This is a genomic window from Variibacter gotjawalensis (genome assembly GCF_002355335.1).
GTDB classification, from domain to species: domain Bacteria; phylum Pseudomonadota; class Alphaproteobacteria; order Rhizobiales; family Xanthobacteraceae; genus Variibacter; species Variibacter gotjawalensis.
The window spans coordinates 844,948-858,612 of record NZ_AP014946.1 but is presented as its reverse complement, the minus strand read 5'-3'; the positions used below and the strand labels follow the sequence as shown (position 1 = coordinate 858,612).

General features: G+C 63.5%; 12 protein-coding genes. 5 read left to right on the top strand and 7 right to left on the bottom strand.

The features are described from left to right. Nucleotides 1-6 precede the first annotated feature (6 nt). The 5 genes from GJW30_RS04090 to GJW30_RS04070 all read right to left on the bottom strand — a co-directional run bounded on the left by GJW30_RS04090 (nt 7) and on the right by GJW30_RS04070 (nt 4,747). On the bottom strand, nt 7-1,356 hold the full coding sequence (locus GJW30_RS04090; protein ID WP_096351970.1) for a M16 family metallopeptidase: 1,350 nt from the start codon (nt 1,354-1,356) through the stop codon (nt 7-9). Further along, the gene (locus GJW30_RS04085; protein ID WP_096351967.1) at nt 1,356-2,711 is read right to left on the bottom strand and encodes a M16 family metallopeptidase; all 1,356 of its coding nucleotides are present in this window, start codon (nt 2,709-2,711) and stop codon (nt 1,356-1,358) included. Before GJW30_RS04085 ends, GJW30_RS04090 begins: the two co-directional genes overlap by 1 nt. Nucleotides 2,712-2,759: 48 nt before the next feature. Then, complete coding sequence (locus tag GJW30_RS04080) at nt 2,760-3,449, bottom strand: hypothetical protein (protein WP_096351964.1); 690 nt, start codon at nt 3,447-3,449, stop codon at nt 2,760-2,762. An 84-nt stretch (nt 3,450-3,533) separates the two neighbouring features. Next, complete coding sequence (gene lspA / locus GJW30_RS04075) at nt 3,534-4,067, bottom strand: signal peptidase II (RefSeq protein ID WP_096351961.1); 534 nt, start codon at nt 4,065-4,067, stop codon at nt 3,534-3,536. Beyond that, nucleotides 4,064-4,747: an RraA family protein gene (locus tag GJW30_RS04070; RefSeq protein ID WP_096351958.1), complete on the bottom strand. Its 684-nt coding sequence runs from the start codon at nt 4,745-4,747 to the stop codon at nt 4,064-4,066. Before GJW30_RS04070 ends, lspA begins: the two co-directional genes overlap by 4 nt. Nucleotides 4,748-4,930: 183 nt before the next feature. Between GJW30_RS04070 and GJW30_RS04065 the strand changes: the two genes are divergently transcribed. Both GJW30_RS04065 and GJW30_RS04060 read left to right on the top strand, forming a co-directional pair. Then, entirely contained in the window at nt 4,931-5,908 is a 978-nt protein-coding gene (locus GJW30_RS04065) for a Bug family tripartite tricarboxylate transporter substrate binding protein (protein ID WP_096358647.1), read from the top strand. A 77-nt stretch (nt 5,909-5,985) separates the two neighbouring features. Further along, nucleotides 5,986-7,053 carry a tartrate dehydrogenase gene (locus GJW30_RS04060; protein WP_096351955.1) on the top strand — a complete coding sequence of 356 codons (1,068 nt, stop codon included), beginning with the start codon at nt 5,986-5,988 and terminating at the stop codon, nt 7,051-7,053. Between the two features lie 663 nt (nt 7,054-7,716). On the opposite strand, the gene GJW30_RS04055 is transcribed toward GJW30_RS04060, so the two are convergent. Beyond that, nucleotides 7,717-10,104 (bottom strand): heavy metal translocating P-type ATPase, encoded by a 2,388-nt coding sequence (locus tag GJW30_RS04055; RefSeq protein ID WP_430727090.1) that lies wholly within the window; start codon nt 10,102-10,104, stop codon nt 7,717-7,719. On the opposite strand from GJW30_RS04055, the gene GJW30_RS04050 reads away from it, so the two are divergent. Then, on the top strand, nt 10,103-10,378 hold the full coding sequence (locus tag GJW30_RS04050) for a metal-sensitive transcriptional regulator (protein WP_096351949.1): 276 nt from the start codon (nt 10,103-10,105) through the stop codon (nt 10,376-10,378). The two genes, GJW30_RS04055 and GJW30_RS04050, sit on opposite strands and share 2 nt — an antisense overlap. Here GJW30_RS04050 and GJW30_RS04045 read toward each other — a convergent pair. Continuing rightward, the gene (locus GJW30_RS04045; RefSeq protein ID WP_157746685.1) at nt 10,375-11,562 is read right to left on the bottom strand and encodes a toll/interleukin-1 receptor domain-containing protein; all 1,188 of its coding nucleotides are present in this window, start codon (nt 11,560-11,562) and stop codon (nt 10,375-10,377) included. The genes GJW30_RS04050 and GJW30_RS04045 overlap by 4 nt on opposite strands. 129 nt (nt 11,563-11,691) lie before the next feature. Here GJW30_RS04045 and GJW30_RS04040 point away from each other — a divergent pair, with 129 nt between their 5' ends. Both GJW30_RS04040 and GJW30_RS04035 read left to right on the top strand, forming a co-directional pair. Continuing rightward, nucleotides 11,692-12,633: an acetamidase/formamidase family protein gene (locus GJW30_RS04040; RefSeq protein ID WP_096351943.1), complete on the top strand. Its 942-nt coding sequence runs from the start codon at nt 11,692-11,694 to the stop codon at nt 12,631-12,633. 141 nt (nt 12,634-12,774) lie between these two features. Beyond that, nucleotides 12,775-13,563, top strand: coding sequence for a hypothetical protein (locus GJW30_RS04035; protein WP_096351940.1), 789 nt, complete (start codon nt 12,775-12,777; stop codon nt 13,561-13,563). Nucleotides 13,564-13,665: the final 102 nt, after the last annotated feature.

Below are 13,665 nucleotides of genomic sequence, written 5' to 3'. Positions count from 1 at the left end.
CGTTGCTCAGCCCGGATTGTTCGATCGTGAACCCGTAGCGGCAGCCGGGCGGCCGACGACCGTGAAGTGTAAACCACCTTCGAGCAACGATTTTGCGACGCGCTTTGCGTCCGCGATGGTCACGGCGTCGATCAACTTCTCTCGTGTCGTGATGTAATCAATGCCGAGGCCCTGCAGCTGCAGGCCAAGCAGTTGCGCGGCAATCTTCGTCGAGGTGTCGAAGCCGAGCGCATACGAGCCTTTGAGATAATCTTTAGCTTTCGCGAGCTCGTCTTCGGTCGGGCCGGTCTCGGCCATGCGGCGGATTTCGTGCTGCATGACGGCGATCGACTCGTCGGTCTTCTCGGCACGCACCTGCGTGTAGCCCATATAGAGCGCCGAGAATTCCATCGGGTAGAGATAGGTCGAGACGCCGTAAGCAAGACCGCGCTTCTCGCGCACTTCTTGATACAGCCGCGACGTGAAAGAGCCGCCGCCCAGGATGTGATTGACGATATAGGCCGTCATGTAATCGGGGTCTTTGCGCGGCAGGCCGACGCCGCCAAAGCTGACGACGCTCTGCGGCGTGTCGAACGGAACGGCATTCTTCTGGCCGAGCGCGACCGGCTTTACGACCGGCACCGGGGTCAGCTCCGATTTCGCCGGCAACTTGCCGAAGATATCGTCGATCACTGTCTTCGCAGCGGCCGGATCGATGTCGCCGACGATCGCGATCTTGAGACGTTCGCGCGTCAGCACGCGGCGATGATAGGTCTGCAGGTCTTCGCGCTTGATCTGCGGAACGCTCTCGCTCGAACCACCGGTCGGCTGGCCGTATGGGTGATTGGGGAACGCGGTGCTCCACCACGATTTGCCGGCGATGCTGCCCGGATCGGTGCTCTCGCGGCGAATTTGCGCCAGCACCTGCGCGCGCGTGCGATCGAGCGCGCTTTCGTCGAAACGCGGATCGTTGAGTGCAAGACGCAACAGACCGAACGCCTTTTCGCGATGCTCGGACAACGTGCGCAAACCACCGCGGAAGTGATCGCGATCGGCGTTGAACGTCATCTCGATCGCGTCGCGTTCGAGCCGCTCCTGGAACGAACTCGAATCGAGATCGCCGGCGCCCTCGTCCAGCATCGACGCCGTCATATGCGCGACGCCCGGCTTATCCTTCGGGTCCTGGCTCGCGCCGCCCGAGAATGCGAACTGCAGCGCCACCAGCGGCACCGTGTGATCTTCGACCAGCCACGCTTCGATGCCGGCCGGCGTGACGATACGTTCGATCTTCTGCGCGAAGGCGTTAGACGCAGTCAGCGCGATGGTCGCGACGGTGAGAAGCCCAAGGGCGGCGCGTCGTGCGAAATGCATCGTCATCACGAGCGCTTTCCATCAGGGCGCGTTTCGTCGCGCAGCAGATAACCGGTGGTCGACTGCTTCTTGTTGAGCCATTTCTTCGCTGCGGCAGCGACCTGATCGGCCGTGACGGCGCGCACGCGTTCCGGCCACTGCCAGACGTCCTCGACCTTGAGGCCGATCGACAATGCTGCGCCGTAAGCGCGCGCCAAGGTCATCTGATTGTCCTGCGCGTAGACCATCTGCGAGACGAGGCGGGCTTTGGCGCGCTCGATTTCTTCCGAAGTCACGCTGTTCTCGATGACGTCGTTCAAGACAGCTTCGACGGCCTTTTCGAGATCCGGCAGCGAAACGCCGGCGACCGGCGTCGCGTAGATGCCGAGCCGCGTCGTATCGAGCGCGGTCGAGTCGTACCAAGCGCCGGCGGACGACGCGATCTTCTTGTCGACGACAAGCTGCTGATACATGCGGCTCGATGCGCCGGTGCCGAGAATGTTGATCAGAATATCGAGCGCTTCGGATTCGTTCGGCGCACCCGTCACATCGGACGGCGCGAGATACGAACGCTGCCACGACGGTTGCGCGACGCGCGGGTCCGTCAATGTCACAGAGCGCGGCGCGATTTGCGGCGGCTCTTGCGGACGAATGCGGGGCCCGACTTCGAAGCGCTTCTCGACCTTGCCGTAAGTCTGCTCGGCGAGCGTCTTGGCTTCTTCCGGCGAGATGTCGCCGGCAAGAACCAGGATGGCGTTGTTCGGCGTGTAGAAGCGGCTGTAGAACGAGAGCGCTGCCTCGCGGTCGAGCTTTTCCATCTCGTGACGCCAGCCGATGATCGGCCGTCCATACGGATGATTGAGGAACTGCGCGGCGGCAATCTGCTCGCCGAGCAATGCGCCCGGATTGCTGTCGGTGCGCTGGTTGCGCTCTTCCAAAATGACGTTGCGTTCGGGCAGAACCTGCGCGTCCTGCAGCGTCAGGTTCGTCATGCGATCGGCCTCGAGCTCCATCAGCTTCGGCAGGCGATCGCGCGCGACGCGCTGGAAGTAGCCCGTGTAATCCGTCGATGTGAAAGCGTTCTCCTGGCCGCCGAAGCGCGCCACCGTCTGCGAGAACACACCATCCGGGTTCGTCTTCGTGCCCTTGAACATCAAGTGTTCGAGGAAATGCGCGATGCCCGAATGTCCCGGCGGCTCGTCGGCGGAACCGACGCGATACCACACCATGTGGGTGACGACCGGCGTCCGGCGATCCGGGATAACGACGACTTCCAAACCGTTCGCTAGCTTGAAGTGCGTCGGCACGACTCCCGCGGCGGACGCAGGAGAAGTCACCGCCAGCGTCAGAGCGATCGCGGCGGCAGAGAAAAACATTCGCATTCGGATGTCCGCGTCAGGAGTCGTGCAGTTGGTCCGCGCCGACCCCAGTTAGCGCGTCGGCGGTTCGGTGCCCCGGTCGAAGAAGTTCGGAACTTTGCTGAGAAGACCCGTGCCGGCAGGCGCCCGGTAAGGCTCCGCCGACGACGGCGTCTGATAGCCGGTCGGAGGCTGTGTCAGCGATTGACGCGTCGGCTCACCTTCGAATTGCGGGCCTTTGTTGCCGCCGCCGAATTGCGCGCCGAACATGCCGAAGATCGTCTTTTCCTCGCGGCCACCACTCATTTCGGACGGCAGCAACGGGCGGCCGGAACCGTGTTCGGCCTCACTGCGGCGCGGCGGCTCGGTCACGCGACCGGCGCCGGCGACGCGGCCACGGCGGAGTTCGCCCGGCGTCAGCGGGCGTTCGCCCGCGCGCTCGGATTCCCACGCGCCGATGATGCCCTTGCTCTTCGGCTTTTTCTGCTTGTCCGGATCCTTCGGCCATGCGGCCATCTCGCGCGTGCGCGCGCCGGAATCAGGCGGCGGAAGCTGCACGGCTCCAGCCGTGCCGGACGGCGGGATCACCAGCGGCGAACGCTCGCGATAGTCGATGTCGGGGCGCGCTGCGCCACCGCCCATCAAGCTGCGTATGATCTTCTGCTCGAAAGTCGGATCGTCATCGTCGTCATCGGCCAGGACCGGGCCCGTCAGCGACAGGACCACAACCATGCCGGTCAGCAATGCCTTGGTACGCCCCATAGCCCGCGGCCCCCGGAAACTCGTCGACTTCACCGCCATTACTACCCCGAAACTCGATTTGTCGTCCCGTTGCAAAATGTCGCCCTATCGGGGCGCTTTTGCGGCGCTGCCCGAGAAGAGTGTCTCGTAGAGCAGCCCGATGACGCCGGCAACGATCGCGACGTCGGCTAAGTTGAAGACATACCAGTAAAAATTGAGCTTATCGATATGAAAGAAAGCGAAGTCGGCGACCGCGCCGTAAAGGAAGCGGTCGATCACATTTCCGAGCGCGCCGCCGATGATAAGCCCCAGCGAGGCCGCCGTCAGCTTGGTTTCGGACCGCCAGAGCCAAACCGTTAGGAAAATTACCGCCGCGATCTTGAAAGCCACCAGCACCCAGCGGCCGAATGCCGTGTCCTGGCTGAAGAGGCCGTAGCTGATGCCTGTATTCCAGGTCAGCACGAGGTCGAACCACGGAAACAGCGAGAAACGCCCGCGCTCGCCAAGGTCGAAACCGTAGATCAGCCAGAGCTTCGAGGCTTGATCGGCCAATAATGCGAGTATCGCTATACCAATACCGAGCCGAAGCAGTGCTCCGGCTCGGGTCGTCTGTAGTTCGGCGGGCAACGCCTCGCTCATCCGGCCATCGCGGCTTTGACCTTGGCGAGCGTGTCGACCGGGTCGTTGGCGGCTTGGATGATGCGCGCCTCGCGCTCCATCAGGCCGACGTTGGCCTTCATCATCTCGTCGACGACATCGGTCGGGACGACAACGGCGCCGTGCTGGTCAGCGTGGATGAGGTCGCCGCTCTCGACCGCCATGCCGTGGATGTTCACCGGCGTGCCGAAGTCTTCGAGGTGGACCCAGGCGTGCGACGGCGACAGCGAGCCCGCCAGCATCTGGAAGCCTTTCGCGACCATCGGGATATCGCGAATCGAGCCGTTGGTGACGACACCGAGCAGGCCGAGGCCCTTGTGCACGTTGGTCTGCACTTCGCCCCAGAACGCGCCGTAGCCGATGAATTCACCGTCGATGTCCTCGATCACGCTGATGCCGGGCTGCGGCTTCGACGCGATGTAATCGAGGTAATCCATGCGCTTGCCCATGTAGGACTCGCCCTTCACGGCATCCTTCGACTTGATCTTCGCGGTTTTCGCGAAGCCGACGATCGGCGGCAGGTCCGGGAACGGGCAATGCAGGTGCTTCACCGTGTAGCCGAAGCCGCGGCGATGCGGCGCAACCATCTCGACGAGATTGCAAACGGTCGGAGTATCGATCGAGCGAAGGAACTCGAAGTGGCGCGTCGTCAGTTCGGACATCGGGTCAAATCCTTGGGATTTCTTGTGTCTCGGTTTCTTATCGGCCGTTCTCTGGCACAGACGGATGCGCTTGTCAGCGCCGATTCTGAATGAGTTTTGATCAGCGGCGATTTGCATCAGCCGCCGCCTCGCCCGCATTATGCGCCGCAACGCCAGAACGAAAACAAAAAAACCGGAGGGACTATGCAACGGCGAACCTTCATCGCGGGCCTCGGCGCCGTCTCGGCGCTACCGCTGACATCGCGCCACGCAGCCGCACAGGAATGGCCAGATCGCAACATCACGATGGTCGTGCCTTTTCCGCCTGGCGGACAAGCCGACCTCGCGGCACGCCCGATCGGCCTCGCGCTCTCGAAGCTCGTCGGCAAGCCGGTGGTCGTCGACAACCGCAGCGGCGCGGGCGGTTCCGTCGGTAACGCGGCCGTCGCGCGCGCGGCGCCGGACGGCTACCTCCTCTTGATGACGCTGTCTTCGCTCGCCGTGCTGCCGGAGGCCGATCGCCTCTACGAACGCCCTGCCGCCTACGAGGTCGACCAGCTCGCGCCGATCGCGCGCGTGCTCGCCGATCCGACAGTTCTCGCAGTACCGGCAAATGCACCGTGGAAATCGGTCGCCGATCTCGTCGCCGACGCAAAAGCGCGGCCCGGTGTGATCCCGTTCGGCTCGTCCGGTCCCTACGGCACGCTGCATATCGCGATGGAGATGTTCGCGGCCGCCGCCAGGATCAAAATGCTGCACGTGCCGTATCGCGGCGCCGGCCCGGCGATCACGGATTTGCTCAGCGGACAGATCCAGGCGCTGGCCTCTGCGCCCGGCACGCTCAAGCAGCATGTCGATGCCGGGAAGCTGCGCATTCTCGCCAACTGGGGCAACGCGCGCGTTCCGGCATTTCCGGAGGTTCCGACTTTCATCGAGCTCGGCTTCAAGGACGTCGAGTTCTACATCTGGGCCGGCCTCTTCGCGCCGCGCGGATTGCCGGCAGACGTAACAACGAAGCTGCGCAATGCGATGCGGGACGCTATGCGCGATCCCGATGTCATCCGCACCTTCGAGAGCGCCGGCAGCCCGGCGGCTTATCAGGACACGGACGAGTTTTCGAAGTTCGTCGCGGCCGACAGCGCGCGGCTCGTCGCGATCACGAAGAAGATCGGAAAGGTGTAAGCGCGGCGCGCATTGCGCATCGCGGACCTGAACGTCTAGAACCCTCCCCGTAACGAGGAAACGCAAGGCTAAAACAAATGAAAAAGCAGTACCGTATTGCCGTGATCCCGGGCGATGGCATCGGCAAGGAAGTCGTGCCGGAAGGCGTGCGCGTGCTCGAGCAGGTGGCGCAGAAATTCCAGTTCGAAATCAAGTTCGACTGGTTCGATTTCGCGTCCTGCGACTATTACGAAAAGCACGGCAACATGATGCCGGAGGACTGGAAGGACAAAATCGGCAAGCATGACGCGATCTTCTTCGGCGCGGTCGGCTGGCCCGCGAAGGTGCCGGATCACATCTCGCTCTGGCAGTCGCTCATTCTGTTCCGCCGCGACTTCGATCAATACGCCAACGTGCGCCCCGTGCGCTTGATGCCGGGCGTGCCCTCGCCGCTCGCCAACCGCAAGCCGGGTGATATCGACTTCTGGGTCGTGCGCGAAAACACCGAGGGTGAATATTCGTCGATCGGCGGCCGCATGTTCAAGGACACGGACCGCGAAGTCGTCGTGCAGGAAACCGTGATGTCGCGCCAGGGCGTCGACCGCATTCTCAAATATGCGTTCGAACTCGCGATGAAGACGCCGAAGAAGCATCTGACCTCGGCGACGAAGTCGAACGGCATCTCGATCACGATGCCGTATTGGGATGAGCGCGTCGAAGCGATGGCGAAGAACTATCCCGAGATCAAGTGGGACAAGTACCACATCGACATTCTGACGGCGTTGTTCGTCATGCATCCGGACCGCTTCAACGTCGTCGTCGCGTCCAACCTGTTCGGCGACATTCTCTCGGATCTCGGCCCAGCCTGCACGGGCACGATCGGCATCGCGCCGGCCGGCAACATCAATCCGGAGCGCTTGTATCCGTCGGTTTTCGAGCCGGTGCACGGCTCGGCGCCGGACATCGCGGGTCAGAACATCGCGAACCCAATTGGTCAGATTTGGTCGGGCGCGATGATGCTCGAACATCTTGGCGAGCCGGATGCGGCGGCCGCGATCGTCACCGCGATCGAGAATACGCTGAAGGAGCCGAAGCTGCGCACGCGCGATCTCGGCGGCAAGGCGAATACGGAAGAAGCCGGCAAGGCGATCACGGCGGCGATCTAAGACTGCCGTCCGACTGAGCAATTTTCCGATTTTTCGTCACATCTTGCTGACGGATCGGGCGAAAACTCTTACCGCGGGCCTTTCGGAGCGCCGAATCGATGCTTAGACTCTGATTCGTCGTCAACTAACTGAAAGGAGGTGATCCAGTGTCTCATTGTCTTTCGCCGCGAAACCGGCACGCTGGGTTGCACCCTCTCGCGAGGATCGCGCTCGCGTGACGGGCTAGCTAACGCTGGCCCTCCGGGCCGCGGTTTCGACAATGGAAAGGCCGCTCTTCGGGGCGGCCTTTCTTTTTAGTCTTGCTAGCTGCAAACGCGAACGAGCCTATTGCCAATGTAACGATACATACATGGCGTACCATTCGTGGCGCGCGAGTTCGGCGCATTTCCGCAGACCATTGATTGTCCAACGCCTCTGATCGGAACGTAGCGGCAGCCCGGGGGAGCTTGCTGCGCCTCCGCTGCCTGCTGAGCGGCCATGGCGATGCCTGCACCGACAATCGCAATCGCGAGAATTCCTTTGAGCATCCGCGTCTCCCGTTTGAGGCTTTCAATGCGGAATGCATGTCAGCCGCCCCTGACACTTGGTCAGACGGACGGCGCAATCGGTTCGATCGAAAAGACAATTTTCGACCGCAGTGACTTATCGCGCTATCGGCGCGCTTCAAATCGCCGCGCTGCGCAAACGCAACGCATTGCCGATCACGCTGACGGAAGACAGCGACATCGCGAGCGCGGCCAGCATCGGCGACAGCAGAATGCCGAAGATCGGATAAAGAATGCCCGCCGCGATCGGAACGCCGCCCGCATTGTAGGCGAAGGCGAAGAACAGATTCTGGCGGATGTTGCGCATCACGGCGTGCGAAAGCTTACGAGCCCACACGAGACGTTCGAGATCTCCCTTGAGCAGCGTGATGCCGGCGCTCTCGATCGCGACATCGGTGCCGGTCCCCATCGCAACACCGACGTCGGCAGCGGCGAGTGCCGGTGCATCGTTGATGCCGTCACCGACCATCGCGACGACCTTGCCGGATTTGCGCAGCTTTTCGACAACGGCAGCTTTCTGATCGGGCAGAACTTCAGCTTCGACTGTGTCGATGCCGAGCTTTGCCGCGACGCTTTGCGCGGTCGCACGATTGTCGCCGGTGAGCATCACGATGACGACGCCGTCGTCGCGCAACGCGCGAAGTGCGTTCGCGGCTGACGGTTTGATCGCGTCGGCGACCGCTATGAGCCCCGCAAGCTTGCCGTCGATCGCGACAAATACGACGGTTGCGCCGCCGCTGCGGAGCGTCTCGGCCTCGCCTGCCATCGCTCCCAAGCCGATCGAGAGTTCGCCGAGATACGCCGCGCTGCCGACGACAACGCGCTGGCGTTCGACCATGCCGATCGCGCCGCGCCCGGTCGGCGCATCGAATCCGAAAACACGCGGCAGCGCGATGCCGCGCTTATCCGCTTCGGCGACGATGGCGCGCGCGATTGGATGTTCGCTTGATGACTCCACCGCGGCTGCGACGCGCAACACCGCCGCGTCGTCATGGCCTTCCGTCACGATCATCTCGGCGAAGCTCGGACGACCCTCGGTCAGCGTGCCGGTCTTGTCGACAACGAGAGTATCGACGCGGTGGAATCGCTCGAGCGCTTCGGCGCTCTTGATCAGCACACCGTTCTGCGCGCCGCGCCCGACGCCGACCATGATCGACATCGGCGTCGCCAGCCCGAGCGCGCACGGGCACGCGATGATCAGCACGGCGACGCCGGCGACAAGCGCATAGCCAAGCCGCGGCTCCGGGCCGAACCACATCCAGGCCGCGAAGGCGATGACGGCGGCCGCGATCACGGCAGGAACGAACCAGGCGGCGACGTCGTCGGCGAGACGTTGCACGGGCGCGCGCGAGCGCTGCGCGGTCGCGACCATCTGCACGATCTGCGCGAGCATCGTGTCGCGTCCGACCTTCTCGGCACGCATGACGAAGCTGCCGGTCTGGTTGAGCGTCCCGGCGATGATCTTATCGCCCTCGCGCTTCGTCACCGGCATCGGCTCCCCGGTCACCATTGATTCATCGACCGCCGAATGCCCGTCGGTGATCTCGCCGTCGACCGGGATTTTCTCGCCCGGCCGCACGCGGAGCAGATCGCCGGCCACCACGGCGTCGAGATCGATCTCCTCTTCGCGATCGCCATCGATACGGCGCGCCGTCTTCGGTGCGAGGCCGAGCAGCGCCTTGATTGCGCCGGAGGTTTGTTCGCGCGCACGGAGTTCGAGTACCTGGCCGAGCAAGACCAACACCGTGATGACGGCCGCGGCCTCGAAGTAAACCGGCACGGCTCCGTGCGATTTCAACGACGGCGGGAAAAGGCCCGGCGCGAGCGTCGCGACGACGCTGTAGAGCCACGCGACGCCGGTGCCGATCGCGATCAGCGTGAACATATTGAGATTGCGTGTGGCGATCGATTGCCAGCCGCGCACGAAGAATGGCCAGCCTGCCCACAGCACCACCGGTGTCGCGAGCGCGAATTGGATCCAAGCCGACTGCGCCGGCGTGACCAGGCTGTGAATGTCGAAGACGTGGCTGCCCATTTCGAGCAGGAAGACCGGCAGCGTCAGCGCGCCGGCGATCCACATGCGGCGCGTCATATCGACGAGTTCGTGGTTAGGCCCGTCGTCGAGGCTGACGAGTTCGGGCTCGAGCGCCATGCCGCAGATCGGACACGAGCCCGCGCCGACTTGGCGAATTTCGGGATGCATCGGGCAGGTAAACATCGTGCCTTCCGGCACATTCTCGGCCGGGCGCTCGTCCTTCGGCGTCAGATACTTTGCCGGAGTGGCGGCGAACTTCGTACGGCAGCCGCCGGAGCAGAAGAAATACTCCGTGCCGGCGTGCGTATGTTTGTGGGGCGTCGTCGCGGGATCGACCGTCATGCCGCAGACCGGATCGATCATGGGCCCGGCGGCGGCATGCTGCATGTGATGGTGGTTATGGCGATCGTGCGTGCAGGTCATAAAATCCGCGCTTGAAACGTATACCCCTGGGGGGTATATAGACCGCATGCGTAAAGACATCAAGGCGTCGTGTCAGAAGCGGCTCAATCGCATCGAAGGCCAGGTGCGCGGCATCGCGCGCATGGTCGATGACGACCGCTACTGCATCGATATCGTGACGCAGATCGGCGCGGCGCGTGCTGCTCTCCGCAAGCTCGAGGAAGAACTTCTGCGCGATCACGTCTCGCATTGTGTCGAGCATGCGATCGCGAGCGGCGACAAGGCGGATCAGCGGCAGAAGATCGCGGAGCTGATGGCCGTCGTCGGCCGCGCGGAGCGTTAGCCGAGGCGCTTCTGCGCCGCCGCGTATTCGTCCTGTAGGTCCTGACGGCCCGGGTTTGCCTTCGCGAGCTTCTCTCGCAGCTGGGCCGCGATGACGAGTGCGTCGCGCGCCTCTTTCGGATTGCCGGTGGCGTTGAACGTCTCGGCCAACCGCTCGTGACTTTCCGCCAAAAGGCGCTGACGATCGATATCCTGCGGCAGCATCTCGACGAGCCGCGCAGCCAAAGTCACGGCGCGCTTCGCCGCGATGATCGCGCCATCCGGATCGCCGTGACGCAGCAGCGCAGTCGCGATGTCGGCGAGCGCGAGCACATTGCTGCGCATCAGGTCCGGCGCATAAGCGGCCGTCTCGGCGATCTGGTCCTGCAGGAACTGCGCGCGGTACAACAAGTTCTGCACGAAATCCTTCGGCAAATCCGTGCGGCTCGCGAGATCGCGCGCCATGCCGACGATCATCGCGTTGGCGGCGCGGGCGGCCGCCATCAGCGTCCGCTCGGCCTGCTGCGTCTGCTGCACGATCTCGTGCTGTTGCGCCAATGCGAGGTCGTGCGCCTGCACGGCGTCGCGCCAGTACCAAGCCGTCGTCACGCCAAGCACCATCATGATGGCCGCAACCGTGCTCGCGAGCATGAGTGCGCGACGCTGCTGCCAAACTTCTTTCGCGAGCAGCGTGTCCTTGGTCACGCCATGGATGGCGGCGGCTAGCGTCGCGCCCATGTCGTTGAAGCGGCGGCTCAGACGCGGCGAACGGCGCCGCAAGGTGTTCAGCTCGACCCATTTCGGCTCGCTGGCAAAACGGCCCTTGAGGTTCGGCGGCAGCGGCGTGAATTCGTCCCAGACGAAATCGCCGCGCGTGTCATCCCATTCGAGACGGCCGGACGTCACCGCGATCAGGATCGTGTCGACATTCTTGGTGCGCAGCCATTGATCGATTTCGCGCGCGACCCACGCCGATTCGGCTGCCTGCGGCGACGCCAGCAACAAGAGATAGCGCGAATGCGTCAGCGCGTTCTCGATCGCGGGCCATAGCGGCGTCGCGGCAAGGCACGCGTCGTCGCGGAAAATCGTCAGCGAGCGGCGGCGATACCAGGGTTTTCCGATGGTTTCGAGAAGCGACTGCAGCGCGGCCGCGATCGGCTTGTCGCGCGCGTGACTATACGAGATGAACGCGTCGTATATCGCCATTCCGGCGGGCTTTATCTCTTCTGCGTGGCGACCGTATGGTAGCGCCTCCGCGAAGGCAAGGTTGGACATTGGTTTGCTGCTTCCGACAGTGCTTCGCCCGTTAGTCACGCCAGCCCTGAGGAACGTTCAATGATCCCGCGTATCGATGCAGGCGCCGAAACGGTGCATTGGGGCTACTTCGAGGCGGGTTTGAAGCCGCTGCTGACGATTCAGAGCGGCGAGCGCGTCACGATCTCAACGGTTTCGGGCAACGCCGATCAGCTGCCGCCGCCGCCCGCCTCCGTTCCGCCGGCGCTGCACGAGATCCACGAACGGGTGACGCGGCGCATGCTGCCCGGCCACATCTGCACCGGGCCGGTCGCGGTGCGCGGCGCAAAGGCCGGCCAGGTTCTCCAGGTCGACATCGAGGAGATCGATCTGCATTTCGACTGGGGCTTCAACTTCGTCCGGCCGCTCTCCGGCGCACTGCCTTACGATTTCGACGAGTTTCGCCTCATTCACATCCCGCTCGATCGCGAGCGGCAGATCGGCAAGCTGCCGTGGGGCATGGACATTCCGCTGAAGCCTTTCTTCGGCGTGATGGCGGTGGCGCCGCCGCCGCAGTGGGGCACGCTGTCGACGCTTCCGCCGCGGCCGAATGGTGGCAATCTCGACAACAAGGAACTCGTCGCCGGCACGACGCTCTATCTGCCGATCTATGTCGACGATGCGCTGTTCTCGGTCGGCGACGGACACGGCGCGCAAGGCGACGGCGAAGTCTGCGTCACGGCGATCGAGACCGGGCTCATCGGAACGTTCAGGCTCACGGTGCGCGACGACATGGAGCTCAAGTGGCCGCTCGCCGAAACGCCGACGCATATGATCACGATGGCGTTCGATCCCGATCTCGACGACTGCGTCGTCATCGCGCTGCGTCAGATGATCGATCTCATCTGTGCGCGCACCGGCCTCGATCGCTACCAGGCGCACGCGCTTTGCAGCCTCACGGCGGACCTTCGGGTCACGCAAGTCGTCAACGGAAACAAAGGCATCCACGTGATGCTGGAGAAGCGCTACCTTGCGCGCGTCTGAACCGCGTTAACCTTTCGTTAACGACTGTGGCACAGGCACTTCTCGAACCAACTGTGGCCAGGAAGCGATTCCGATTTGGCCGCGAGTCGGCTATGCAGTGATTCGGACGGAGCGCTTGCGCTTCACGCTCTCGGAGACTGCATGCTGCCGACTCTGCGCTTTCTGTTAGCCGCTATCGCGATGGCTTGCGTCATCACGTTTGCGCTGCTGTCGCAGATCGCGTCGTATTTGCCGAATGCCGGGCACGCGCGCGCACGCGCCGCCGCTCTGCCGCCGCCGGCCGATACGCATCAGAAAATCTTGCTCATCTCGCAGGCGGCCGCGCGCCGTCACGTCGAACTCGAACGTTTGATGCGGCTCACAGATACGGCGCCAGTCGCTACGGCAACGGCCGTCGAGATTGTCGCGCCGGCTGCATCGAATGTTGCTAAAATCGCCGACGAGCCGCGCATCGTTGTCGCGGCGCTGACGCCCGCGCAACTCACGGTCGACGCAACGCTCGAAGCAAACTTCTCGCTGGCAAGCACGTCCGCATTCCACATCGTGGACGCGACAATCGTGACTGCCGTTCAGGAAGCCACTCTTGTACAAGAGTCCGCTCTTGTAGAAGAGCCGCAGCCGCAGATGACCGACGAGGCGCCGCTCGTCACCCTCGCGCTCCCAGCGCAGGAGACCTATGCGCAACCGGAGCCTGACCTCACGCCGGGCAAGCCGCTGCCGAAGACCGTGAAGATGCCGCGCAAAAAACCGACCGCCAAAGCTGCGCCGGTGAAGACGGCCGCCGCCGTGAAGAAAATCACGCCGGCACCGGTCAAGAAGCTGAAAGTCGCTGCGGCAGTGAAGAAACCGGCCGCCAAGCCGGCGCGCAAACCCGCAGCGCCGAAGGCTGCTCCCGCCGACGCAGCCTATACTTTCCCGTTCTCATTCTAAGTTTCGGCGTAACGTCTCGCACGGACTTGGCGTTCGGTAACCGGCCGGTGACACGCGAGGGAAGCATGGGGGGCATGCGGCGCGTTCGGTAGCGCGAAACCT

Bases quoted from the DNA above. Each gene is read 5' to 3' on its own strand.
- GJW30_RS04090 (WP_096351970.1), bottom strand. From the start codon at position 1,356: ATGACGATGCATTTCGCACGACGCGCCGCCCTTGGGCTTCTCACCGTC.
- GJW30_RS04085 (WP_096351967.1), bottom strand. From the start codon at position 2,711: ATGCGAATGTTTTTCTCTGCCGCCGCGATCGCTCTGACGCTGGCGGTG.
- GJW30_RS04080 (WP_096351964.1), bottom strand. From the start codon at position 3,449: ATGGGGCGTACCAAGGCATTGCTGACCGGCATGGTTGTGGTCCTGTCG.
- lspA (WP_096351961.1), bottom strand. From the start codon at position 4,067: ATGAGCGAGGCGTTGCCCGCCGAACTACAGACGACCCGAGCCGGAGCA.
- GJW30_RS04070 (WP_096351958.1), bottom strand. From the start codon at position 4,747: ATGTCCGAACTGACGACGCGCCACTTCGAGTTCCTTCGCTCGATCGAT.
- GJW30_RS04065 (WP_096358647.1), top strand. From the start codon at position 4,931: ATGCAACGGCGAACCTTCATCGCGGGCCTCGGCGCCGTCTCGGCGCTA.
- GJW30_RS04060 (WP_096351955.1), top strand. From the start codon at position 5,986: ATGAAAAAGCAGTACCGTATTGCCGTGATCCCGGGCGATGGCATCGGC.
- GJW30_RS04050 (WP_096351949.1), top strand. From the start codon at position 10,103: ATGCGTAAAGACATCAAGGCGTCGTGTCAGAAGCGGCTCAATCGCATC.
- GJW30_RS04055 (WP_430727090.1), bottom strand. From the start codon at position 10,104: ATGCGGTCTATATACCCCCCAGGGGTATACGTTTCAAGCGCGGATTTT.
- GJW30_RS04045 (WP_157746685.1), bottom strand. From the start codon at position 11,562: ATGGCGATATACGACGCGTTCATCTCGTATAGTCACGCGCGCGACAAG.
- GJW30_RS04040 (WP_096351943.1), top strand. From the start codon at position 11,692: ATGATCCCGCGTATCGATGCAGGCGCCGAAACGGTGCATTGGGGCTAC.
- GJW30_RS04035 (WP_096351940.1), top strand. From the start codon at position 12,775: ATGCTGCCGACTCTGCGCTTTCTGTTAGCCGCTATCGCGATGGCTTGC.